22 protein-coding genes, 1 tRNA gene and 1 pseudogene are annotated in these 23826 nt (G+C 60.0%); 12 read left to right on the top strand and 12 right to left on the bottom strand.

All coding sequences use genetic code 11. The features are described 5' to 3' along the window. Positions 1 to 17: 17 nt before the first annotated feature. The 3 genes from tnpA to tnpC all read left to right on the top strand — a co-directional run bounded on the left by tnpA (position 18) and on the right by tnpC (position 2368). Complete coding sequence (tnpA, locus tag LJ360_RS04360) at positions 18 to 395, top strand: IS66-like element accessory protein TnpA (protein ID WP_264994798.1); 378 nt, start codon at positions 18 to 20, stop codon at positions 393 to 395. Then, positions 392 to 727: an IS66 family insertion sequence element accessory protein TnpB gene (gene tnpB, locus LJ360_RS04365; protein ID WP_264993909.1), complete on the top strand. Its 336-nt coding sequence runs from the start codon at positions 392 to 394 to the stop codon at positions 725 to 727. Before tnpA ends, tnpB begins: the two co-directional genes overlap by 4 nt. 75 nt (positions 728 to 802) lie before the next feature. After that, positions 803 to 2368, top strand: coding sequence for an IS66 family transposase (gene tnpC, locus LJ360_RS04370; protein ID WP_264993908.1), 1566 nt, complete (start codon positions 803 to 805; stop codon positions 2366 to 2368). Between the two features lie 154 nt (positions 2369 to 2522). On the opposite strand, the gene LJ360_RS04375 is transcribed toward tnpC, so the two are convergent. Both LJ360_RS04375 and LJ360_RS04380 read right to left on the bottom strand, forming a co-directional pair. Next, positions 2523 to 3275 (bottom strand): hypothetical protein, encoded by a 753-nt coding sequence (locus LJ360_RS04375; protein ID WP_264995387.1) that lies wholly within the window; start codon positions 3273 to 3275, stop codon positions 2523 to 2525. 68 nt (positions 3276 to 3343) lie between these two features. Beyond that, entirely contained in the window at positions 3344 to 4279 is a 936-nt protein-coding gene (locus LJ360_RS04380; protein WP_264995388.1) for a tyrosine-type recombinase/integrase, read from the bottom strand. 303 nt (positions 4280 to 4582) lie between these two features. On the opposite strand from LJ360_RS04380, the gene istA reads away from it, so the two are divergent. Both istA and istB read left to right on the top strand, forming a co-directional pair. Beyond that, the gene (gene istA / locus LJ360_RS04385; RefSeq protein ID WP_177186128.1) at positions 4583 to 6127 is read left to right on the top strand and encodes an IS21 family transposase; all 1545 of its coding nucleotides are present in this window, start codon (positions 4583 to 4585) and stop codon (positions 6125 to 6127) included. Positions 6128 to 6141: 14 nt separating this feature from the next. Beyond that, positions 6142 to 6897, top strand: coding sequence for an IS21-like element helper ATPase IstB (gene istB / locus LJ360_RS04390; RefSeq protein ID WP_091855292.1), 756 nt, complete (start codon positions 6142 to 6144; stop codon positions 6895 to 6897). A 624-nt stretch (positions 6898 to 7521) separates the two neighbouring features. Here istB and LJ360_RS04395 read toward each other — a convergent pair. From LJ360_RS04395 to LJ360_RS04410, 4 genes are all read right to left on the bottom strand, one after another. After that, positions 7522 to 7597, bottom strand: a tRNA-Phe gene (locus LJ360_RS04395). 121 nt (positions 7598 to 7718) lie between these two features. After that, positions 7719 to 7991: an oxidative damage protection protein gene (locus tag LJ360_RS04400; RefSeq protein ID WP_264995389.1), complete on the bottom strand. Its 273-nt coding sequence runs from the start codon at positions 7989 to 7991 to the stop codon at positions 7719 to 7721. A 50-nt stretch (positions 7992 to 8041) separates the two neighbouring features. After that, entirely contained in the window at positions 8042 to 9106 is a 1065-nt protein-coding gene (gene mutY, locus LJ360_RS04405) for an A/G-specific adenine glycosylase (protein ID WP_264995390.1), read from the bottom strand. After that, the gene (locus LJ360_RS04410) at positions 9103 to 11298 is read right to left on the bottom strand and encodes an AsmA family protein (RefSeq protein ID WP_264995391.1); all 2196 of its coding nucleotides are present in this window, start codon (positions 11296 to 11298) and stop codon (positions 9103 to 9105) included. Before LJ360_RS04410 ends, mutY begins: the two co-directional genes overlap by 4 nt. Before the next feature lie 190 nt (positions 11299 to 11488). On the opposite strand from LJ360_RS04410, the gene LJ360_RS04415 reads away from it, so the two are divergent. The 5 genes and pseudogenes from LJ360_RS04415 to hisF all read left to right on the top strand — a co-directional run bounded on the left by LJ360_RS04415 (position 11489) and on the right by hisF (position 15046). Then, on the top strand, positions 11489 to 11950 hold the full coding sequence (locus tag LJ360_RS04415; protein WP_264995392.1) for an SRPBCC family protein: 462 nt from the start codon (positions 11489 to 11491) through the stop codon (positions 11948 to 11950). Between the two features lie 109 nt (positions 11951 to 12059). Further along, a complete protein-coding gene (hisB, locus tag LJ360_RS04420) occupies positions 12060 to 12653 on the top strand; it encodes an imidazoleglycerol-phosphate dehydratase HisB (protein ID WP_264995393.1) in 594 nt (197 codons plus the stop codon). Positions 12654 to 12686: 33 nt separating this feature from the next. Then, positions 12687 to 13328: an imidazole glycerol phosphate synthase subunit HisH gene (gene hisH / locus LJ360_RS04425; RefSeq protein WP_264995394.1), complete on the top strand. Its 642-nt coding sequence runs from the start codon at positions 12687 to 12689 to the stop codon at positions 13326 to 13328. 194 nt (positions 13329 to 13522) lie between these two features. Continuing rightward, positions 13523 to 14262, top strand: a pseudogene (hisA, locus tag LJ360_RS04430) (1-(5-phosphoribosyl)-5-[(5-phosphoribosylamino)methylideneamino]imidazole-4-carboxamide isomerase). A 10-nt stretch (positions 14263 to 14272) separates the two neighbouring features. After that, a complete protein-coding gene (hisF, locus tag LJ360_RS04435; RefSeq protein WP_091851081.1) occupies positions 14273 to 15046 on the top strand; it encodes an imidazole glycerol phosphate synthase subunit HisF in 774 nt (257 codons plus the stop codon). A gap of 340 nt (positions 15047 to 15386) precedes the next feature. Here the strand turns inward: hisF and LJ360_RS04440 are convergent, their stop codons facing one another. The 4 genes from LJ360_RS04440 to gpmI all read right to left on the bottom strand — a co-directional run bounded on the left by LJ360_RS04440 (position 15387) and on the right by gpmI (position 20439). Further along, the gene (locus tag LJ360_RS04440; RefSeq protein WP_264995395.1) at positions 15387 to 16223 is read right to left on the bottom strand and encodes a divergent polysaccharide deacetylase family protein; all 837 of its coding nucleotides are present in this window, start codon (positions 16221 to 16223) and stop codon (positions 15387 to 15389) included. Further along, the gene (locus LJ360_RS04445) at positions 16220 to 17569 is read right to left on the bottom strand and encodes a S41 family peptidase (RefSeq protein WP_264995396.1); all 1350 of its coding nucleotides are present in this window, start codon (positions 17567 to 17569) and stop codon (positions 16220 to 16222) included. Before LJ360_RS04445 ends, LJ360_RS04440 begins: the two co-directional genes overlap by 4 nt. Before the next feature lie 121 nt (positions 17570 to 17690). Continuing rightward, complete coding sequence (locus tag LJ360_RS04450; protein WP_264995397.1) at positions 17691 to 18863, bottom strand: murein hydrolase activator EnvC family protein; 1173 nt, start codon at positions 18861 to 18863, stop codon at positions 17691 to 17693. 22 nt (positions 18864 to 18885) lie between these two features. Then, positions 18886 to 20439 (bottom strand): 2,3-bisphosphoglycerate-independent phosphoglycerate mutase, encoded by a 1554-nt coding sequence (gpmI, locus tag LJ360_RS04455; RefSeq protein WP_264995398.1) that lies wholly within the window; start codon positions 20437 to 20439, stop codon positions 18886 to 18888. Between the two features lie 191 nt (positions 20440 to 20630). Here gpmI and LJ360_RS04460 point away from each other — a divergent pair, with 191 nt between their 5' ends. After that, positions 20631 to 21047, top strand: coding sequence for a rhodanese-like domain-containing protein (locus LJ360_RS04460; RefSeq protein ID WP_264995399.1), 417 nt, complete (start codon positions 20631 to 20633; stop codon positions 21045 to 21047). Positions 21048 to 21079: 32 nt separating this feature from the next. Next, positions 21080 to 21604, top strand: coding sequence for a protein-export chaperone SecB (secB, locus tag LJ360_RS04465; RefSeq protein ID WP_091851096.1), 525 nt, complete (start codon positions 21080 to 21082; stop codon positions 21602 to 21604). Between the two features lie 66 nt (positions 21605 to 21670). On the opposite strand, the gene trmL is transcribed toward secB, so the two are convergent. Beyond that, positions 21671 to 22135, bottom strand: coding sequence for a tRNA (uridine(34)/cytosine(34)/5-carboxymethylaminomethyluridine(34)-2'-O)-methyltransferase TrmL (gene trmL, locus LJ360_RS04470; protein ID WP_264995400.1), 465 nt, complete (start codon positions 22133 to 22135; stop codon positions 21671 to 21673). 8 nt (positions 22136 to 22143) lie between these two features. After that, entirely contained in the window at positions 22144 to 23325 is a 1182-nt protein-coding gene (locus LJ360_RS04475; protein WP_264995401.1) for an acetyl-CoA C-acetyltransferase, read from the bottom strand. Between the last annotated feature and the right edge of the window lie 501 nt (positions 23326 to 23826).

The following is a 23826-nucleotide window of genomic DNA, read 5'->3' on the forward strand; positions in this document are numbered from 1 at the left end:
TCTAGTGGACACTTAGCATGAACGAATTAAGCGTAACCAAGCCCTGCCAACGCCGTCGCCGTTTTTCCCGCGAATTCAAAGCCGAGATTGTCGCCAAATGCCTGGAACCCGATGCCTCTGTTTCCCGGATCTCGCTGGATAACGGTCTCAACGCCAACATGGTCCGGCGCTGGATTAGTGAGGCGCGACGAGCGCCGAAAGCGCCAGCGACAATACCTGGATTTGTGCCAGTCAATCTGCCAGCGGCAACCTCTGCACCGGGCAACCCATCGGTCTCAGATAAGCGTAGCACCATCCGCATCGAGATTCCCCGCGCCGGTGGCGCGGTCGTGGTGGAGTGGCCTGCGGAGCAGGCTCACCAGTGTGCTGCCCTGTTGCGGGACCTGTTGGGATGATACGCATCGACGAGATCTGGCTGGCCACCGAACCGCTGGATATGCGGGCGGGGCCCGACAAGGCCCTGGCCCGGGTGGTTCAGGTCTTCGGTTCTGCCAGGCCCCACTGCGCCTACCTGTTCGCCAACAAACGGGGCAACCGGATGAAGGTGCTGATCCACGATGGTCTGGGTATCTGGCTGTGTGCCCGCCGGCTGAACCGGGGCAAGTTCCACTGGGGCGAAACCTGGCGCGGTGACCAACTGCGCCTGACCGAGGAACAGTTGTCCGCCCTGGTTCAGGGCCTGCCCTGGCAACGCCTTGGGGCCGATGGCGTCATCTCCATCCTGTAACCACAAGTGCCGTGATGCCGCTATAGCCAGAACCGCGAATCGCTTGCCGCACAGGGACTTGGCATACTAGGCGGCATGACTCAGCGCCCCGACATCAACCAACTCTCTGCCGATCAGCTCCGTGCCCTGGCGACGGAACTGATGGACTCTCTGGACGCCAAGGATCAAGTCCTGGGCCGGAAGGAGCGAGAGTTGGTGCGCAGCAACGCCATCATCGAGAAGCTGACCCACGAAGTCGCCATCCTCAAGCGTCACAAGTACGCCCGTCGCAGTGAACAACTCGATGCGGTTCAGGGGAAACTGCTGGATGAACTGATCGACAGCGACCTGGCCGCCATCGAAGCCGAGCTGGACCAGGCGATGACCGAGGAGCAGAAAGCCGCTCGGCCCAAGCAGCAACCCAAGCGCACCCCACTGCCACCGGAACTGCCCCGCACCCTGATCCATCATGAGCCCGAAAACACCCATTGCCGTTGCGGATGTCAGCTCAAGCGCATCGGCGAAGACGTCAGTGAGAAGCTCGACTACGTCCCGGGCGAGTTCACAGTGGAGCGCCACATCAGGGGCAAGTGGGCCTGCGACAAATGCGAGACCTTGATCCAGGCACCGGTGCCACCGCAGGTGATCGACAAGGGCATCCCTACCGTCGGCCTGCTGGCTCAGGTGCTGGTAGCCAAGTACGCCGACCACTTGCCGCTGTACCGCCAGGAACGCATCTTCGGTCGCGCCGGCCTCGAAATCCCGCGCTCCACCCTCGCCGAATGGGTGGGTGCCTGCGGTGTGCAGTTGCAACCCCTGGCAGATGCGCTGAGAAGCGCCTTACTGGAACACGGCGTTCTGCACGCCGATGAAACCCCCGTCAGCATGCTGGCCCCGGGCAAGAAGAAAACCCACAAGGCCTATGTCTGGGCCTACTGCACCACACCGTTCTCGGACCTGAAAGCCACCGTTTATGACTTCGCGCCCAGCCGGGCGGGCGAACACGCCCGCACCTTCCTGGGTGACTGGCAGGGCAAGCTAGTCTGTGACGATTACGCTGGCTACAAGGCCGGGTTCGGCAATGGCATTACCGAGATCGGCTGCATGGCTCACGCCCGGCGCAAGTTCTACGACCTGCACGAAGCCAACAAGAGCGAGCTGGCTGCCAAGGCTCTGGAATACATCGGCGGACTCTACGAGATCGAACGGGACACCAAAGACCTGCCGCCGGATAAACGACAGGAGATCCGGGAAACCAAGGCTCGACCGATTGCCGATGCACTGCATCAGTGGATGCTGGCGCATCGCCAGAAAGTGCCGGATGGGTCCGGCACGGCCAAAGCCCTGGATTACAGCCTCAAACGGTGGGAAGCGCTGAGGCGCTACCTGGACGATGGTGCTGTGCCCATCGACAACAACTGGGTGGAAAACCAGATCCGACCCTGGGCGCTGGGGCGCAGCAACTGGCTGTTCGCGGGCTCACTACGGAGCGGTCAGCGTGCTGCTGCGGTGATGACTCTGATCCAGTCAGCCACGCTGAACGGGCATGATCCCTATGCCTACCTGAAGGATGTGCTGACCCGGCTGCCGACGCAGAAGAACAACGCCATCGACGAACTATTACCCCACAACTGGATGCCGGCTATACCTGACAAGGTGTGATGGCCGGACGCTTACCTTCATTCTGTGCTCCTTGGGTTTCATAGAGTGTTGTAGCGCGCGCTGGGTCTATGAAACCAAAGGGGCAGTTTCCGGTAAGGTACGAGAATCTCGGCTGATTCTCGTACTTGTTTCATTGAGTTTGTGGTTCTGGTCGCTAGTTGCGCTCCTCTACAAGCATTCTTCTGAAGCTGAAGCAGGTCTCGTCGCTTCCGTTTATAAGGGTGTCGAGTGTTTCAAGGTGTTCACGAGGTAATGGCAGCGGAGGGGGGATGCGGTTTAGGAAGTGGTTTCCGAACCATATGAATCGCTCGGTCGCCTCTTCTGTGGATGGCGTGGATTTGCTCAGGCCCTCGACGAAGTAAGTGAATATTTTTGCGATGGCATCATCTCCGACAAGGGTTTTGCCTGAGAGGTGTTCCGACCACAGGTGACTTTTCATGCTGCCCGCCGTCTTGGGGTAGGCTCCGGGGATGGGGTTATTAGAATACGACTCTGCTGCTTTCTCGATAGCAGAGGCTTGGTTTCGCGAGCTGGTGGTTTTGAAACCTTGCGCGTACCAGAAACAGATCAGACCTAGTAACCGAGCATCACGCTTTCTTTCAATTTCCAGGTGGGATCGGTTTTCCTTCTTCGAAAGGAAAAATTTCGGTTGTGTTTTCCTTAGAGCTCTAGCAAGGCGTGCATTGTCCTCGGCTGTCATAAACCTGGCTGCGTAATCCAGTCGGCCAGCCTCAATCATGTCGGCTAGCAGAGATGGATCTCCCGAACGCAGTCCCTCAAGGACATAGAACATTTGAGTGTCCAAGGTGACGGGAACAGGTGTAGGGATATCCCAGATACTCAAGCCGATGAACTGCGTGGCCGGCTTCTCTTCTTGGTCGTTAGAGGCATGGTTCGTGTCGGTCATGGATTGTGTCCGCGGTAGTAAGGTAATAGCTGGTGGCACGTCCTTGTGCTGGATTGACCTACTTCTGGTTAGTTAAAGATCGCGTTGGTCATGCGCTCCACTACTGCAGCCTTGTGGTCTTGGGTGAGATGGCTATACCGCTGAACCATTGCCAACGTCTTGTGACCAAGAATGTCAGCAAGCTCACGCAGCCCAGCGCCGTTCATGGCCAGGTAGCTTGCAGCGGTGTGGCGAAGGTCGTGGAACCGGAAATCCTGGATGTTGGCTCTCTTCAGAGCGGTCTGCCATGGGCGCTCGAAGTCCAGGGGCTTGTCCTTGGTCTTGTCTGTCCGTCCTGGGAAGACGTAGGCAGTCGCATCCAGCGGCCTGACCTTTGACCATTCTTTCATTGCATCCAGCGCTGGGCCGACCAGTGGTGCGGCTCTTGTCTCGCCATTCTTGGGCTCGACAAAGATTACCCGTTGGCGTTTGAGGTCTACGTCTTGCCAGCGGAGCCCTGAGATTTCACCACGGCGCCCGCCGGTGGTCAGGGCCAGTAACACTATAATCTTGAGCTCTGGCGTATCGGTGGCCTTGTCGCAGGCATCGAGTAGGGCCTTGCGCTCTGAGTCCGAGAGGAACCGGGTGCGTCCTTTCGACTCGGCGCCGCGCCGGATTCTCTGGCAGGGGTTGTCCTGCATCCAGCCCCATTCATTGCTGGCGGCGGCTAACACCGGGCTTAAAGCCGCGACGTAGCGGTTCACGGTGGCCTCTGAGCGAAGCTTTTCCTGCTTACCGAACTTGAAGGGCGTGGACTTGAGCTTGTCTCTGCACTCGGAAAGGAGGGCGGCGTTCACATGCTTCAGCTCTTTCTCGCCTATCTCACCTTTCCACCAGTTCAGGTGGGTTTCCCGGTGTCTGCTGTCTTTCAGGCCGGGAAGGATATCTCTGATATAGCGGTCAATGGCCTCTGAAAGAGTCTTGCCTTCGCCCCCAGCAGCTTGGAAATAACGGCCTTGCCGCATTGCAGCCTCGGTCTGTGTTATCCAGCGCGTCGCATCTGTTTTTCGTGCGAAAGTGGCGGAAACAGGCTTGTTGCATATTCCGGCCCATCGTGACCACCCATTCCGTTTGAACGTGACCGCCTGTTCCGGGTGATCGTGACCGCTCATTCCGTTTTATCGTGACCGATTTCGGGTAGTTTTCCGGAATCGCCGGTCACGATGCCGGAATCATCGGTCACGTTCCTCCGGAATCCCTGCCAACACGCTGGAATTCTTCAACTTTATCCGGCATACCCCTTCCTTTTTCATCACGAGGAAGGGCGGATGCCGGCAGCGAGGATTTCCATGCGACAGATCATCGAGGTCTTGCGCCTCAAGTACGAAGCGGGCCTGAGCCATGAGCGTATTGCCCGTGCCTGCGGGCTCTCCAAGGGCGTGGTCGGCAAGTACGTCAGCCTGGCCACCGCGCAGGGCATCACCTGGCCGTTGCCGGAAGGCACGGATGAAGCACGGTTAGAGGCCCAGCTGTTCCCGGCTAAGACGCCGCCCGAACGCTTTGCCGAGCCCGACTACTTCCAGATCCATCAGGAACTCAAGACCAAGGGCGTGACCCTGCAACTGCTCTGGGCTGAGTACGTAGAGCGCCACGGCGACAAGGCTCGTCGGTACAGCCAGTTCTGCCATCACTACCGGCTCTGGCGCGGCCGGCAGCGACGCAGCATGCGTCAGGTCCACCGGGCCGGTGAAAAGATCTTTATCGATTACTGCGGCCCCACCGTGCCGGTGGTGGACCGCAGCACTGGCGAGATGCGCAAGGCCCAGGTCTTTGTGGCCGTGCTGGGTGCGTCCAGCTATACCTTCGCCGAAGCCACCTGGTCCCAGTCGTTGCCGGACTGGATCGCCTCCCACCAGCGCATGCTGGCGTTCTACGGCGGGGTAGCTGAGCTGCTGGTCCCCGACAATCTCAAGGCAGCGGTCACCAAAGCGGATCGTTACACCCCGAAGATCAACGAGACCTACGCGGAACTGGCCGCCCATTACCAGACGGCGGTGTTGCCAGCACGGCCCTACAAACCCAAGGACAAGGCAAAGGCAGAAGCCGCCGTGCTGCTGGTCGAACGCTGGATCCTGGCCCGGTTACGACACCGAACGTTCTTCTCGCTGGCCGAACTGAACTCGGCCATCGCGGAGCTGCTACCGGCACTCAATCAGCGCCCGTTCCAGGGGCGCTCCGAGAGCCGCCAGAGCCTGTTCGAAACACTGGACCGACCTACGCTGAAGCCACTGCCGGCAACGCCCTATGTCTACGCCGAGTGGCGCAAGGCACGACCGGGCATCGACTACCACATCGAGATCGACAAACGCCTATACAGCGTGCCCCACGCCTTGGTGGGTGTGAAGCTGGACGTGCGCGTCACTGATACGTCCGTGGAAGTCATGCACAAAGGCCAGCGGGTCGCACTGCACCCTCGGCATGGCAAGGGCCGCTTCGTCACCCTGACCGAGCACATGCCCAAGTCCCACCAGGCCCATCAGAACTGGTCTCCCGGGCGGTTCCTGAACTGGGCCAGGGACATCGGTCCCGCCACGCTCGACGTGGTACAGCGACAGCTTAAGGATCGCCCTCATCCGGAGCATGGTTACCGGGCCTGCCTGGGTCTGCTGAACCTCAGTCGCCGCTATAGCCGTGACCGGCTGGAGCAGGCTTGTAGCCGAGCACTGGTCATCAACTCGGCCAGCTATCAGAGCATCAGCTCGATCCTGAAGCAGGGTCTGGACCAACTGCCTCTGCCACTGGCCGAGGAAGAGCCGGAGCTGGCCGATCTGCCCTTACACACCAACGTTCGCGGCCCCCGCTACTACCACTGATCCCGGAGAAACTGATGTTGACTCACAACACCCTCGATACCCTGCGACAGCTCAAACTGACCGGCATGTGCGATGCCCTGGAACAACAGCGGGCACAGCCTGACACCCATGACCTGGCGTTCGAGGAGCGCCTGGCCCTGCTGGTAGATCGGGAAGTGCTGCACCGCGAAAACCGGCGACTGGAGCGGCTGCTCAAGGCCGCCCGTCTGCGTGTGCCGGCCTGCATTGAAGACATCGACTACCACCACCCGAGAGGGCTGGAGCGCTCTCGCATGGCCGGACTGGCCAGCTGTGACTGGATCCGCCAATCCCTGAACCTGTGCATTACCGGCCCGACCGGTTGCGGCAAAACCTGGCTGGCGTGCGCCCTGGGCAACCAGGCCTGCCGGCAAGGACTCTCAGTTCGCTACCTGCGGGTACCGCGCCTGTTCGAACAACTGCGCATCGCCCATGGCGATGGCAGCTATGCCCGGCTGATGAACCAGTTACTAAAAACCGACCTTCTGATCCTGGACGACTGGGGCATGCAGAAGGTAACCGCGCAACAGCGACAGGACCTGATGGAAGTGATCGAAGACCGGCACGGCAGGGGCTCAACTCTCATTGCCAGCCAGTTACCCACGGAGCATTGGCACGATTACATCGGCTCCGCCACGCTCGCCGACGCCATCCTGGACCGGCTCCTGCACGGCGCTCACCGGCTCAATCTGAAGGGGGAATCACTGCGAAAAGCAAAAACACAAAAGACGGAATCGGTTGACCCATCGTGACCGCTCAAAGTACAAAACTGACTCCAGCGTGATGGCCGTGTGCAAACCGGTCACGATCCCCGGAATGACCGGTCACGTTCGCCGGAATACGCACTTGTAGCCTTTGAGGCGAATCTTGGCTCGGTATTTCGTCTTGCCGTCCTTGTCGATGCGCTTTTCAAGAGCTGCCATGCGGGAGCCCTCCTGCAAGGTGAAGGGCTTGTCGTGATAAACTGGCGTGTGCCATTGGCGTAACCTCCTTATCAGGTTTGCCGGTGGTTGCCGGGCTGGTGGTGGTGCACTGGCCCGGCTCTTTTTTTGCCCCTCAACTGTAATTCACAACACTCCACAAAAGCAACCAGGGGATGGTTAATCCCCGTGCGTTACCAGGTAACGCATTGTTGTGTTGATGATTTTTTGAGACTCCCTGCTGTTTGGGACACTCACGGGGCAGTTGGCTTGCAGAATTAGTCGTTTTGGTGGATTTCAGGCTGCGGATGGGTGGTAAAGGCGGAGGGGGTGTTTGGGGTAGAAAGTGTCGTGGAGTGTTGCTGATTTTTGTGGCGAAGTGTCCCATGAGTGTCCCATGGGAGGGCCCAGAAACGACAAAGCCCGCTAAGAAGCGGGCTAAGTCATTGAATCTTATGGTGCCCGGAGGCGGAATCGAACCACCGACACGGGGATTTTCAATCCCCTGCTCTACCAACTGAGCTATCCGGGCAAGTTGCAGTACTGCTGTGCAACGGGGCGCTATTAAACCGGTTTAGAATCACTGAGTCAAGGCTGCCTGAGAAAAATTTCCCGGTGTTCGGCGGGGCTGGGCAAACCTTGATCAGTCAGGGTTATTGCTCCGGCGGAACATAGCCTTCGGCCTTGTCGAAAGGCTCGTTGTTGAAGAAGCGTTCCATCTGCGCCTGGAGGTATTTGCGGGTGTTCGGGTCCATCAGGCTCAGGTGCTTTTCGTTGATCAGCATGGTTTGCTGAGCCTGCCATTCTTCCCAGGCCTGTTTGGAGACGTTCTCGTAGATTTCCTGCCCCTTGGCGCCGGGCATGGGGGGAAAGTTCAGGCCTTCCATCTCTTTCTGGTATTTGCGGCAGAATACGGTGCGGCTCATGGGCGCTCCTCTTTACCTTGAATGTTTCGGTTTTGCGGGATGATAACAGATCAGAGCAGGGTGGCCTGTTCCGGGTTGGTCAGCAGGGATCTCACCGGGGCGGGCAGGCCAAGTGCAAGGGCTTCGTCGCGGTGCAGCCAGCGGTGGGTGCCGGGCTCCCTGATGACCTGGCTGTGTGCAACCTGGAGCCTCGCGGGCTGGATATGCAGGTGGTAGTGACTGAAGGTATGGCGGAACCCGGTGATCAGGTCCGGCTGGCTGCAGGTGAGGCCGAATCGCTGCTCGCAGGCTTCTTCCAGTTCTTCGGCGCCGTAGGCCGGGTCAAGTTCTGGCAGGCTCCAGAGGCCGCCCCAGATACCGCTGGGCGGGCGCTGCTCTAACAGGATCCGGCCCTCGACGTCTTCCAGGATCAGCATCCAGGTGGCCTTCTCGGGCTTTGTCTTTTTGAGCTTACTTCCTGGGTAGAGGGTAACCTCGTTGCGGGCCCTTGCCTCGCAGCCGCCTTGCAGCGGGCACTCACCACAGGCCGGGCGGCTGCGGGTGCAGACCATGGCACCCAGGTCCATGATGGCCTGGGTGTAGTCCCGTGCCCGGGTGTGTGGCGTGTGCCGCTCGGCATGGGCCCACAGGGCATTGAGCGTTGTGGTCTGCCCTGGCCATCCGGGCACGGCGTGGTAGCGGGCCAGTACCCGTTTTACGTTGCCATCGAGGATGGCGGCCCGGCGATCCCATGCCTGGGCGATGATTGCAGCCGCGGTTGACCGGCCAATTCCGGGAAGTGCTTCCAGCTTGTCCTGGTTGTCAGGAAACTCCCCGCCATGATCTTCCATGACCTGGACAGCAGCCTTTTGCAGATTCCTGGCGCGGGCGTAGTAGCCCAGTCCTGACCAATGGCTGAGAACGTCATCTGCTGGCGCCTCTGCCAGGTTCTGAACCGTGGGGAAACGCTCCATGAAGGCCTGGAAGTAGGGTATTACCGTGGTCACCTGGGTTTGCTGGAGCATGATCTCCGACACCCAGACCCGGTAGGGTGACCGGTCCTGGTGCCACGGCAGGTCGTGCCTGCCGTGTTTGTCATACCACTCGAGAAGGCGTTCGGCGAACCGGTCGGTCATCGGTTAAACAGGCCCCGGATAGCATCCTTCACTTTTTCGCCGTCTTCTCCCTGCAGGCGTTCGTCGATCTTTTCGCGTACCTTTTCCTCTGCCTTCTCGCGGGCGCGCTCGGTTTCTTCCTGGACCTTGGCCCTGGCAGCGTTGGCGGCGATGTCCTTGAGGGTGTCGCGGAAGCGGGAGCCGTCGAAGGAGCACATGCCGGCCGGGTCTTCGGTGAAGTTGCCTCGGCACTCCACAGGGATAACAACGTTTTCGACGTACTCGGTGACCCGGCAGGCTTCGTCACGGTGGATCTCGCCGACGATGCGAAGGCCCGCCTCGTAGTCGATTTCGGAGGCGGCCATGTCCACGGTGCCATTACCTTCCAGGCGCATGCCGGCGAGGGCGGCGACGAGGTCGGTGTTGTCCAGTGTGTTGCCGTTGATCTGCAGGGTGCCCTTCATGTCATTGAAGGGCGTTGTCTGCCCCCAGTCGGTGGTGGTCAGTTGTTCCTGGTTCACCAGCGCGATGCCCTGGCAGGCCATGCGGGTCAGGTTCATCCGGGTGAACTGGCCTTCAGCCAGGTTGAAGTTGACGGTACCGTCGGCGTTCTGGCGTAGCACTGAGATCCGGTTGCCCTGGGTGCTGGCGTCAATGTTGATATTGGCAGCCCCTGCCAGCATGTCCATTTCAGCCAGGTCCTGCAGCAGTGGCTGGGTTTCCACACCGGATACCTGGGCCCTGAGTCGCCACGACGGGTCGTCACTGCGGGCATCGATATTGACGTTGGACTGGAAACCGCCGTCGTAGAGCTTGCCGCTGAAGTCACTCAGGCTTACCTGCCCGTTGGAGGCGTCGATCGACGTGTTGATATCGGTGATGGTCAGGTTGCTGATGATCAGCTCACCCAGGCCCAGGTCGATGTCCAGGTCAAGCCCGCGGAGTGTTTCCAGGGGGAGCAGATCGCTTTCAGCCCCTGCACTTGCCGGTGCTCCGCTGGTAGATGGTTGGGTTGCGCCGGTTTCCTCTGCCGGCGGAGGCAGGTAACGGTCTGCGTTCAGGGCATCGCCTTTCAGCTGGAAGGCAACGGCGCCGGACTCGATGTTGTAGCGGGCACCGCCATTAAAGGTGGTGTCGTCCAGTACCATGGTCAGGTCGGACAATTCTGCCACACCCGCCGGGCCAGTGAGTTTGGTGCTCAGGGAGAGGCGGTTGAGTACCTCCGGATCCGTGGTTTCGACCTCATCCATGCCGAGGGTCTGCATCAGTTCCCGCAGGGAGAACTCAGCCACGGCCAGGTCACCGGTCACCTTGGGCTGGGCGCTAAAGCCCTCCACGTCCAGGTTGGTAGTCAGCTCCAGGTTGGCCAGGGTGGCGCGGAAATCGTCGAGACTGGCAGTCTCGTTTTCCAGGTTGGCGGCCGCGCCGCCGGTAATCCGGGCCTGCAACGTGCGGTCGCCAAAGGCCTCACCGGACAATCCGAACTTGGCATCCAGACCGTTTACCGCAAACTCTGTCAGTGCTTCATTTGCGGTCAGGCGGGCGGAGATGTCGCCATTGACGCTCATTTCCGGCTGGCCGGTATTGACCAGAAAGCCTACTTCCAGCGGAAACTCGGACCCCAGGGCGATCTGGCTGGCCAGCAGGCTGAAATCCTGCAGTACCACGGACTGCCCGGTGGCCATGTCTTCATACTGAACGCTTGCATCGGTGACGCGGATTTCCTCCACTGCGAAAGCCAGGACATCACCGGAATCGCCGCCGTTTGCTGCAGCCTCCTCCTGTGCGGCTTCCGCCGCGGCCTCATCGGCGCTGGGCGTTACGCCTTCCGGCAGTATGCGAGTCCAGTTCCCGGTACCATCCTCCGCTACGGTCAGGCGGGCGTCGAGGCCGTCCAGTACGAAGGTGTGAACCTGCGGCGACATGGCAATCAGCGACCAGAAATCCACCTGTGCGACCAGTTGGCGCAGTGCCACGAAACGCTCACCATCCAGCGTGGCTTCAACGTCATTCAGCTCAAGGCCCAGGGGGAACAGTGACCAGCCAATATCGCCGGAAAGATCCAGGTCCAGGTTCGTCTTCTGCTCCACCACTCGCTCAATCTGGGGCTTGTAGGCGTTCGGGTCGATGACAAACACCGCGACGGCAACCGCCGCAATCGCCAACAGAATCAGGCCAACAATGGCAAAGATGATGTAGCGGACAGCTTTCATGGCAAGGGGTCCTTTCTGGTCTTATCCGGTAAGCGCTCTGGAATCTGTAAGTGGGCTACTGTTTCAAGCCTAACGCACAGATTACAAATTAAAAGTGCTCCAAGTATGACAAAATGGCAGGGTTTCGCCACAATAGGAAGCCTACCGGCACCTGATAAAAACCGGCCGAACAATACTGGAGGACACAGGCGTGGCTTTTACCGTTTCCATTGAACTGAACCGCGAGATCGAGCTGGCCGCTTCTTTTGGCGACGCGTTTGCGCTGCTGTCAGACGTGCCCCGGTCGGTCAGTCACTTTCCCAAGGTGGACCGCCTGGTGGATCTGGGCGACAACACCTATCGCTGGGAAATGGAAAAGATCGGTGTCGACAAGTACTCCATCCAGACGGCCTACGCCTGCCAGTACCATGCGGACAGGGATGCCGGGAAAGTCAGTTGGGTGCCGGTAAAAGGCGAGGGCAACGGCATCGTCGCTGGCAGCTGGACCCTGAGTGCCGTTGATGCCCAGACCACCCGTGCCCGCTTCCAGACCTCTGCCAAGCTGACCCTGCCACTGCCAGGCCTGCTCAAGATGGCCATCAGCCCCGTGGTGAAACACGAATTCAACGGTCTGGTGGATACCTACATGAACAATCTGAAGAAGGCATTCTGAAGCGCCTTTGGCTATCGTCGCCATAGTCCTTTAAACGGGACTCTGTCCGGGCGAACGGGTATAATTACGCCCTTAATTCAACGCTTGCTTGTCAATTTCCGGAGTTTTCATGGCCGCTCGCAAGGCTCGGGTAGAACGAAATACCCTTGAAACCCAGATCACCGTCGAGATCGACCTGGACGGTACTGGCAAATCCAGTTTCGATACTGGCGTGCCCTTCCTCGAACACATGATGGACCAGATCGCCCGCCACGGCCTGGTGGACCTGACCATCAAGTCTACTGGTGACCTGCATATCGACGACCACCACACCGTCGAAGACATTGGTATCACCCTTGGGCAGGCCTTCAAACAGGCCGTGGGGGACAAGAAAGGCATTCGCCGTTACGGTCACGCCTACGTACCCCTGGACGAAGCCCTGTCACGGGTCGTCATCGATCTGTCTGGCCGCCCTGGCCTGGCGATGGATGTGCTTTATACCCGTGCGTCAGTGGGCGGATTTGACGTGGACCTGTTCGAGGAATTCTTCCACGGCTTCGTCAACCACTCCATGGTGACCCTGCACATCGACAACCTGAAGGGCAAGAACACCCACCACCAGATCGAAACCGTGTTCAAGGCCTTCGGACGCGCCCTGCGTATGGCCATTGAAATGGATGAGCGCATGGCCGGCATCACACCGTCTACCAAGGGGTCGCTCTGAGCGGTCCCTGCTGATTGCAGGATTGTTCCACCGATGAATACCGTTGCCATCATCGACTACGGCATGGGAAACCTCCATTCCGCCCGCAAGGCCGTGGAGCACGTCGCCCCCGACGCCCGCGTGTTAGTCACCGACAACGCTGACCAGATTCGCGAAGCCGACCGGGTCATCCTCCCGGGCGTCGGCGCCATTCGCGACTGCATGGCCGAAATGCAACGCCTGGGCGTGGACAAGCTGGTCCGTGAAGTCTCTGTCGATCGCCCGTTCCTGGGCATCTGCGTGGGCATGCAGGCCCTGATGTCCCGCAGCGAAGAAAACGGCGGCGTGGACTGCATCAACCTGTTCGACTCCCAGGTACGCTTCTTCGGCGAAAACCTGGTCGAAAACGGTGAACGACTGAAAGTCCCCCACATGGGCTGGAACCAGGTCTGGCAGACCGTCGACCACCCCCTGTGGCACGACATCGAGGACGGTGACCGCTTCTACTTCGTGCACAGCTACTACGTGGAATCCGCCGGCAACGACGCCATCGCCGGCCGCACCCACTACGGTGTCGACCTTGCTGCGGCGGTCGCAAGAGATAATATCTTTGCTGTCCAGTTCCACCCGGAAAAAAGCGCCCGGGCGGGTCTGCAGCTTCTTAAAAACTTTACTGGCTGGTCAGGAAAAAACTGAACGCTGCTGGGAGGCCCGCACCCAAGCGGCGATCCGGTGGGTGGTAGCCCTTTCCGGGACCTTCAAAAACAGGGATGTTTTTGAAGAGCCTACACGGACGTATTCACGGCGTGTCCCGGAAAGGGCTACCACCTGCCGGAGCGCGGACGGCGAACTCCCTAGCCCCAGAGTCAGAGTTAAAGGAACAAAAAGCGATGCTCATCATCCCCGCTATCGACCTCAAAGACGGCAAATGCGTACGCCTGCGCCAGGGCAAAATGGACGACTCCACCGAATACGGTGACGACCCCGTCGCCATGGCCGACCGCTGGGTCGACGCCGGTGCCCGTCGCCTCCACCTTGTGGATCTCAATGGCGCCTTCGCCGGCGAACCCGTCAACGGCGAAATCGTTCGCGCCATCGCCACCAAATACCCCAATTTGCCCATCCAGATCGGCGGCGGCATCCGTTCCGCGGAAACCATCGAAGCCTACCTCAAGGCCGGCGTGCAGTGGGTCATCATCGGCACCAAGGCCGTCAAAGAGCCGGAGTTCGTCACAGAAATGTGCAAACAATTTCCCGGCCACATCATCGTCGGCCTTGACGCCAAGGACGGCCGGGTTGCTACCGACGGCTGGGCCGAAGTCTCTGAAGTCATGGCCACCGACCTGGCCAAACGATTCGCCAACGATGGCGTCGAAGCCATCGTCTACACCGATATCAGCCGCGACGGAATGATGCAGGGCGTTAATGTTGAAGCAACAGCTGCGCTCGCGGAAGAAGGCGGCATACCGGTCATTGCCTCCGGTGGTGTGACCAACATGGACGACCTCAAGCGACTGGCAACCGTGGCTGACAAGGGGATCCTCGGCGCCATTACCGGCCGGCCATATATGAGGGTACCCTGGACGTATCCGAAGCCCAGACTTATTGCGACAGCCTTAACAAAGCCTGAGGAGGGCGATATGGGACTGGCAAAGCGCATCATTCCCTGCCTGGACGTGGACAAGGGCCGTGTGGTCAAGGGCGTCAACTTCGTGGACATCCGCGACGCCGGAGACCCGGTGGAAGTGGCCCGCAAGTATAACGAGCAGGGTGCCGACGAAATTACCTTCCTGGATATCACGGCCAGCCACGAAAGCCGCGACACCACCTATGAAACAGTGGAACGCATGGCCGCAGAGGTCTTTATCCCGCTGACGGTCGGTGGCGGCGTGCGTACCGTGGACGATATTCGCAAGTTGCTCAATGCCGGTGCCGACAAGGTTTCTATCAATACCGCTGCCGTTTTCAACCCGGAGTTTGTCCGCGAAGCCGCCGAGCGGTTTGGCAGTCAGTGCATCGTGGTGGCCATTGATGCCAAGCAGGTGAGTGGCGAAGGTGAGGAGCCTCGTTGGGAAATCTTTACCCATGGCGGGCGCAAGCCTACAGGGCTTGATGCCGTCGAGTGGGCTCGCAAGATGGTGGCCATGGGTGCGGGTGAACTTCTGCTGACCAGTATGGACAGGGATGGCACGAAGATCGGTTTTGATCTGGGACTGACCCGGGCGGTGAGTGATGCAGTGGTGGTGCCGGTGATTGCCTCAGGGGGTGTAGGAGAGCTTCAGCACCTGGCGGATGGGGTCACCAAGGGTGGTGCCGATGCAGTGCTGGCAGCTTCGATTTTCCACTTTGGGCAGCACACAATTCCTGAGGCCAAGGCGTTTATGAAGGCGCAGGGGATCGAAGTTCGAGAGTGATTTTTTTGGCCACGGCCCTTCGACAGGCTCAGGGCGGACGGGAACAAGGAAAAGAACCTTTGGCCACGAAACCCGCGAAATCCTCTAAAACGTTTATTGCCACGGACACTCACTGACTCTCACGGACCAAGACCTTTTTCCTTGTTCATGGCCCCGCCAAGGGGCGTCCGTGTCAGTCCGTGAGTGTCCGTGGCAAAAGAATTTTAAGCTTTTCTTTTCGTGGTTTTGGTGGTTTTGGTGGTTTTGGTGGATTTCGTGGCAGAAATTTTTTTTCCGTCCGCCCTGAGCCTGTCGAAGGGCCGTGTTTCTCGTGGCCAATACCCCTTGAGCTATTAGCCGATCAGTCTCTGTGGCTCCGGGCCACCGTCGTCACAATCTCCCGCTTCTCTCCTTCCGCAAACATCCTCCGGTTACCGTTCCGAATAGCCCAGATGCCGCTGACGGTGGCGACCGAGATGCCCTGTTCGTCCAGTTCCGGCAGGGCTTTTTCCAGGTAGTCGACTGTGACCGTGTGAGGGTGGCCGATGGCTATGGCGGTGCCGTTTTGGCGGGCCTTGCGGATAAGTTGCTGGAACTGCTGGTGGACGAATTCCTCGGTCTGTTCGTGGTCGAGGAAAACATCGCGGGTGAGGCTGGGGATGTTGCGGTCGGCTGCGACCTGGCCCGCTACGGTGGTGGCGATGGTGCGGCTGTCGACGAAGTAGAGCGGGTAGTGGTCCAGCTCCTCCATCACCCAACCCATGGGTTGGGGCAATTGCGTCAGCAGGCTGCCCATGTGGTTGTTGACGCCCTGCACATGGGGAATGGCGTGGAGTGCCCGGCGCAGGGTATTTGTCAGGGTGGGCTTGTCCATGTCCGCGGTCAGTCCGCCGGCCCCGAGGCCGATACTGCGGGTGTTGTCCATGGGGGCGTGGAGCATGACTTCCTTGTGGTTGCGGTGCGCCAGCGTGGCCAGTTCGGTGGTGTGGCGCCGGTAGGGGAGGAAGGCCAGGGTCAGGGGCTGCTCCATGTTGATCAACCGGCGGCCTTCAAAGGCATTGGCGCCCATGTCATCAATGATGATGGCAATGGTGGGCTGTAAGCCCTCCACCGCTGGCGCTTCTTCGGTTGGTTCAGCAGCCCCCGGTGTTGCCACCAGCAGTAACGCTAGGGCCTTGACGGTAGTGCGTAGCCTCACTCTGCCCGGTCTCCCCGTCTGGTTAGAATGCCCAGTCCCTTGAGCAGGTTCAGGGCTGAGCGCAGCTGGTAGTCCCGGTCGATTTCGGGGTTACCGTTGCTTTCCCGGTCTTCCGGGCGAATGTCGCCTTCGCCGTTTTCCAGGTGGCCGCTCAGGCTGGCTTCGCTGAAGAAGGGTCCGCCTTCAATCTCGGTCAGGGTCGCCGGGCGTACCTCGATGTCCGGCGCGATACCCCGGGCCTGGATGGAGCGGCCGTCCGGGGTGAAATAACGGGCGGTGGTCATCTTGATGGCATGGGTTTCATCCAGGGGGATAACCGTCTGTACAGAGCCCTTGCCAAAGGAGCGGGTGCCCATGACGACGGCTCGCTCGTGATCCTGCAGTGCGCCGGCCAGGATTTCAGAGGCGGATGCGGAACCGCCGTTGATCAGTACAACGATGGGTGCACCATTGGCCACATCGCCGGCCTTGGCGTTGAAACGCAGGCGGGAGCTCTGGATGCGGCCCTCGGTATAGACAATCAGACCTTCATCCAGCAGTGCGTCGGAGGTTTCCACGGCCGCCTGGAGGATGCCTCCGGGATTGTTGCGCACGTCGATGATCAGGCCGTCCAGGTCGCCGCCATGGTCTGCGATCAGTTCCTCGATGGCGTCCACGAACTGGCCGCCGGTTTCATCCTGGAACTGGGTAATGCGTACGTAGCCGTAACCCGGCTCCAGCATGCGGGACTTGATACTGGTGACCTTGATGATTGCGCGTTCAACATCGATTTCGATGGGGGCACTCTCACCGTCACGCATGATGGTCAGGGTCAGGATGGTACCTGGCTTGCCGCGCATGCGGGTGACCGCGTCCTGCAGGGTCATGCCCTTTACGGGCTCGTCGCCCAGCTTGATGATCAGGTCGCCAGCCTGCACCCCAGCCCTTTGCGCGGGGGTGTCATCGATGGGGGCGATGACTTTCACAAAGCCGTCTTCCATACCCACTTCAATGCCCAGGCCGCCGAACTCGCCGGTAGTGCTTTCTTCCAGGGCTTCGTATTCGGTGGGTTCCAGGTAGGCGGAATGGGGGTCAAGCCCGGAGAGCATGCCCTTGATGGCACTCTCCAGCAGCTTCTTGTCGGAAACCTCTTCCACGTAGGCTTCCTTGATGCGGCTGAAGACCTCGGTAAATTTACGGAGGTCATCCAGGGGCAGGGTAGCCTCTTCTTCGAACTGGCCGGAATGGGGAGACGATGCCTCTGTCGGCCGGGATTCCTGGGCAGTGGCAAAGGCGCCGTACAGGCAGGAAAGTACCAGCAAGCCGCCGAGAAGAGTGGTTTTACGACCTTGGATAACCCGTTTCATTCAGCATTCCTGTAGTAGAGGCTGGGTACTGCGACAGTACTCAGGATTCAGTATCTCGCCGGTCAGTATGGCGCCCCGGGAGACGTTTGTCAGCCCGGTTGGTCGCACACTAGTCATTGTTTTAACGGCGTTTGAGCCAGCCTGTGGGGTTCTGGGGTTTGCCGTTGTGACGCAGTTCAAAATACACGGCGGGATCAGTGGTGCCGCCAGTACGACCAGCCAGGGCGATGGTTTCGCCGGCCCGGACCCAATCGCCGGGGCTGGTCAGCAGGCTGGAGCTGTGGCCGTACAGGGTCATGTACCCTTCACCATGATCGATGATGGTCATCATACCGAAGCCCCGTAACCAGTTGGAGAAGACCACACGACCATAGTGTACGGCCTTGATTTCCGCCTCTTCTTCCGTGTTCACAAGGATACCGTTACGGCGCAGATGGCCCTGGGCCATGGAGCCACCGAATGCCGCCACCAGCCGGCCTTCTGCGGGCCAGGCCAGGCCGCCCCGGCGTTTACTGAATGGTTCCGTCTCAGTGGGAGAGGGGATGTTGGCGATGGCTTCTTCCACTTCTTTCAGCAGTTTCTCCAGCCGCTCCCTGTCGGCCTCCAGGCTGCTGCGTTGATTCTGTCGGGCTGCAATATCCTGCTCCAGGCTGGCCAGGGTTTTCTCCCGTGTGGCCTTGCGGGCCTGAAGGGCCTGGTGGCGCTGCTCAGCTTCTTTCTCCAGGCGAACGACTTCTGCCTGGGCCTCCAGCTTGCGCTGACGGGTGGTCTCAAGCTCGGCAAGGGTGTTGTTGAAGGTTTCCAGGCGTTGCAGGTTATCGCCGCTGAGATATTCGTAGTAGGTCATGGTGCGGGCGATTTCCTGGGGGTTTGCCTCGTTCAGCAGAACCTTGATGGCCGGGGCCTGGCCTTCCATCCAGGCGCCCCTGAGTTGCTGTTTCAGGGCGGAGCGCTGTTCCTGCAGGTTCTGGTCAAGGTCTTTTTCCTGCTGTTCCAGTGCTTCCAGCTCCCGGGCCTGCTGGCGGCGTCTGTCCTGAAGCTCACGGCGTTCCCGGGTAAGGCGGCTGATTTCCTTTTCGGTGCGCGCCAGGGTTTGCTCAAGCTCCGAGCGGTCCTCCTCAGCTTCCGAGAGCCATTCATTGATCTCCTCGATCTCTTCCTTGAGCGCTTTCACCTGGGCAGGGGTTACCTGCTCCTGGGCCTGTGCGGTGCCAGTGAGCAAAAACGCAAAAAGCGCCAGCCGGACTATTCCGGTGGCGCCTCTCACAGGTCTTGCGGTGGCATTAGCTGCCATCAGTAGCCGCCTCAATGGGCAATCAGTCCTGGCCGAGTTCGACCAGGCTGTGGCCGGTCATCTCTTCGGGCTGTTCCAGGCCCATCAATGTCAGCAGTGAAGGAGCAACATCGCTCAGGGCGCCGTCATCCTTCAGGGACACCCGGCGGTGCCCGATGTACACCAGTGGCACCGGGCCGACCGTATGGGCAGTGTGCACCTGGCCGGAGGATGGGTCGGTCATCTGCTCACAGTTGCCGTGGTCGGCGGTCACCAGGGCTTCGCCGCCTACTTCGCCGAGGGCCTCGGCGACACGCGCAACGCATTGGTCGACGCATTCAGCGGCCTTGATGGCGGCATCCAGCTTGCCGGTGTGGCCAACCATGTCACCGTTGGCATAGTTGCAGATCACCAGGTCGTACTTGCCGCTTTTAATTGCTTCAACCAGCCTGTCGGTGACCTCCGGCGCGCTCATTTCCGGCTGCAGGTCATAGGTGGCCACCTTGGGGGAAGGCACCAGGATCCGGTCTTCTCCCTCGAACGGCGTTTCCAGGCCACCATTGAAGAAAAAGGTCACATGGGCGTACTTCTCGGTTTCGGCGATGCGTAACTGGGTCTTGCCCAGGGAGGAGGCATATTCACCCAGTCCATTTTTCAGTTGCTCCGGCGGGTAGGCGCAGGAGGTTTTGATATCCGCCGCGTACTCGGTGAGCATCACGAAGTCCGCGAGGGCAGGGTGTTTGCGGCGTTCGAAGCCATCAAAATCCTGGTCGACGAAGGCGCGGGTCATTTCCCGGGCCCGGTCGGCGCGGAAGTTCATGAACAGCACCGCGTCACCATCATTGATGGTGGCGTCCGGTTCATTGTTACCCTGAATGCGGGTGGCCTTGATGAACTCGTCGTTTTCGCCCCGCTCATAGGCTTCATCAATAGCAGTCAGCGGGTCGGGGGCGATAAACTCAGCCTCACCGAGAGTCATCAGATTGTAGGCTTCCGCTACCCGGTCCCAGCGATTGTCCCGGTCCATGGCGAAATAGCGTCCTACGATGGAAGCAACCCGGCCAACACCCAAGGATTTCATCTTCGTAGCGGCTTTCTCCAGGGACGGGCGGGCGCTGCGGGGCGGCATATCGCGACCGTCGAGGAAGGCATGGATATACACCCGCTTTGCACCCTTGCTGGCGGCGAGCTCGGCAGCGGCAAGGATGTGGTCCTCATGGGCATGAACACCACCCGGAGACAGCAGGCCCATCAGATGGACGGCACCATCGTTGGTGACCGCCCTGTCGATGGCAGCACACAGGGCCGGGTTTTCGTTGAAGGTACCGTCTTCCAGGTCCTTGTCGATGCGTGTGAGGCTCTGGTAAACCACCCGGCCGGCACCCAGGTTCATATGGCCGACTTCCGAATTGCCCATCTGGCCCTGTGGCAGGCCCACGAACATACCTGAGGTGTTGATCAGGGTTTTGGGCTGTTCTGCCCAGACCTTGTCCCAGAACGGGGTGTTGGCCAGGCTGATGGCGTTGTCCGCGGCGGGGTCACGGTGGCCCCAGCCGTCCAGTATGATCAGTGCCGTCGTCTTGCGAGTGCTGGTCATTACTCAATCCGGTGTGGTTGTGGAGGGCCGGCCGCGGGCTCCGAGCACGCTCGGGAACCGGCTCCGGGGCCTCCGGGGAATTTGAGGGTGAATTCTAACCCGAATCCGGTGTTCCGGGCTATGGAAGCCGCCTTCTGTCCCCGGCAGAGGGTGTGTATAATCCGGCCAAATTATTCTTTCGGGACAGGTTCATGGAACGGTTGTTTGAGTTCGTCGTAAATCATTACATTCTGGTATCCATCTTTGTGGCCCTGCTGCTGGCACTGTTCTTCGTGGAGAATCGCCGTGGTGGCAAGAAAGTATCAGCGCAGCAGGCTGTGAACCTGATCAACCGTGATGAAGCCGTAGTGGTGGACATTCGCGACCGCAAGGAATTCAATGAGGGGCGCATTACCGGCTCCATCCATATCCCCCTGAACGCCATCAAGGACCGTGCCGGGGAATTGAAGAAGCACCAGGCCAAGACCGTGATCGTGGTGGACAAGATGGGCCAGCACGCTGCCATGGCGGTAAAACAGCTTAACGCCGAAGGCTACGATAATGTGGTACGGCTCAGTGGCGGCATCGGCGACTGGAAGGCGTCCAACCTTCCCCTGGTGAAGAAATAAAAACCGAACGCACAAGCAAATAAGGAAAGATCATGGCTGAGAACGATCAGCAGGCTGCCGGCGGCAGCAACGAAAACGCCAACCAGAACCAGCCCCAGTTCGCACTGCAGCGCATTTACGTGAAGGACCTGTCCTTCGAGTCTCCCAATGCGCCGGACGTTTTCCAGCAGCAGTGGAAGCCGTCCGTGAACATGGACCTGAACACCTCCCATAAAAAGGTGAGCGACACCCAGTACGAAGTGGTGCTGTCCATTACCATCACCGCCAAGGTGGAAGACAAGGTCGCCTACCTGGTGGAAATCCAGCAGGCAGGTGTGTTCCTGCTCAATGGTTTCCCCGAGCAGCAGGTACCGCCCATGCTGGGCGCCTATTGCCCGAACCTGCTGTTCCCCTATGCCCGTGAGACCATCGACAATGTGGTCAACAAGGGCAGCTTCCCGGCCCTGATGCTGGCGCCGGTGAACTTCGACGCTATCTTCGCCCAGGCGGTGAAGCGCAAGCAGGAAGAGCAGAAGCAGCAAGGTGAGGCCTCGGCCGAGGGTCAGCAGACCCACTGAGGCATCTGCCTTCGCGCTCCACAAGCGTCGTTGCAGCCGGTTTTTTTGTGGGTGCCTGGTTTGCTGTCAGCTTGCGCCGTCAAAGCCCAGTTGGCGCCAGGCCTCGTACAGCACCACGGCAGCTGCGTTGGAGAGATTCAAGCTACGGCTATGGGGCAGCATGGGAATACGGAGTCGGCGGTCCGCCGGCAGCCCTTCACGCACAGCCTCTGGCAGGCCCCGGGTTTCCGGTCCGAACATCAGGTAGTCTCCCGCTTCAAACCTGACCCGGTGGTACGGGTGACTGCCTTTTGTGGTCAGCCCGAACAATCGCCCGGGACGCTCGCTTTCCAGAAAAGCCTGGTAGTTGGGGTGCACTTCAACGCTGGCGTATTCGCTGTAATCCAGTCCGGCCCGGCGCATCTGCTTGTCTTCCAGGGTAAACCCCAGGGGTTCAATCAGATGCAGCCGGCAGCCGGTATTGGCGCAGAGCCGGATGATATTGCCCGTGTTGGGTGGTATCTCCGGCTCGTAGAGCACAATATTGAGCACAGACGTGATCAGCAGCGCTCGACGGCCAGGGCCACGCCCATGCCACCGCCGATGCACAGGGTTGCCAGCCCTTTCTTCACATCACGGCGCTGCATTTCGTGCAGCAGGGTGACCAGGATGCGGCAGCCAGAGGCACCGATGGGGTGGCCGAGGGCAATGGCGCCGCCGTTAACATTCACCTTGCTGGTGTCCCAGCCCAGGTCACGGTTCACGGAAATGGCCTGGGCGGCAAAGGCCTCGTTGGCCTCGACGAGGTCCAGGTCATCCACGGTCCAGCCCGCACGCTGGAGACAACGCTGGCTGGCGGGAATCGGGCCGGTGCCCATGATGGTGGGGTCGACACCGGCATTGGCGTAGCCCTTGATGGTCGCCAGCGGAGTCAGGCCCAGCTCCTTCGCCTTGGCGGCACTGCAAACCAGCACGGCTGCAGCGCCATCGTTCAGGGATGAGGCGTTACCTGCAGTTACGGTGCCGTCCTTCTTGAACGCGGGTTTGAGCTTGCCCAGTCCTTCAGCGGTGGTGCCGTCCCGGGGGCCTTCATCCTGGTCGACGACGATCGGGTCGCCCTTACGCTTGGGGATGGAGACCGGGACAATCTGGCTATCAAACAGCCCCTCGGCCCGCGCGGCAGCGGCTTTCTGCTGGGAGGCGGCGGCGAATTCGTCCTGCTCTTCCCGGCTGATGCCGTATTTCTCGACAATGTTCTCGGCCGTAACCCCCATGTGGTAATCGTTAAAGGCATCCCACAGGCCATCATTGATCATGGTGTCGATCATGGTCCAGTTGCCCATGCGCTGGCCATTACGGCTGTTGGGCACCACATGGGGTGACTGGCTCATGCTTTCCTGCCCGCCGGCGAGGATCATGTCCGCATCGCCGCACTGGATGGCCTGAACGGCCATGTGAACGGCCTTGAGGCCGGACCCGCAGACCTTGTTGATGGTCATGGCCGGAACGGAGGCGGGAATGCCGGCATTGATGGCGGCCTGGCGAGCCGGGTTCTGGCCACTGCCAGCGGTCAGTACCTGGCCAAGAATAACTTCATTGATCTGGTCAGCGGCTACGCCGGTCTCTTCCAGCAGGGCCTTGATAACGGCGGTACCCAGCTGGTCCGCTTTCAGACTGGAAAGTGAGCCACCAAAGGTGCCGATGGCGGTGCGTTTTGCGGCTGCTATGACTACGTCTTGCATTTTGGGGGTGTCTCCGTTTTTGGGTTCTGCCCCTTCGTGATCGGGTTTCGGGGGCTCGGTACCCGGTGGGGGCCTTCTTCCGCTGCAATTCAGGGGCCGTCCCTGGCACCCGCCTTGCACCGCGCCATCCATGGCGCTGCTCCAGAAGGCCCCCACCGGATACCGGATAAAGTTTCGTGCTGTCCTCGATGAGCAAGTCGAGAATTCTATCTGAATTGGTTCAGTCGTCCTAATTAGGGGCGGGTTTGCCCAGTCACTAAATCTTGTCAGAAGAAGAACAGGGGCGTAGGTGTTTTTCGGTCTGATCCTGGCAATAGAGATCCGAATACCCGGAGGTCAGTAAGAGGGATTGGGTGGTTGGCTTTTCGTAACAGCGCCAGGGATGGCGCGGAGCAAGGCCGGCCCAGGGATGGGCCGTGAATTGCGGTGGAGAAAAGCCAACCACCCAAGCCCTCCTGCCCCCAAACTCACAGGCTTGGAAAGTAACCAGCAACCCATGCC

Origin of the sequence: Marinobacter sp. AN1 (assembly GCF_026013985.1) — a bacterium.
In the GTDB taxonomy this organism is placed as follows: Bacteria; Pseudomonadota; Gammaproteobacteria; order Pseudomonadales; family Oleiphilaceae; genus Marinobacter; species Marinobacter segnicrescens.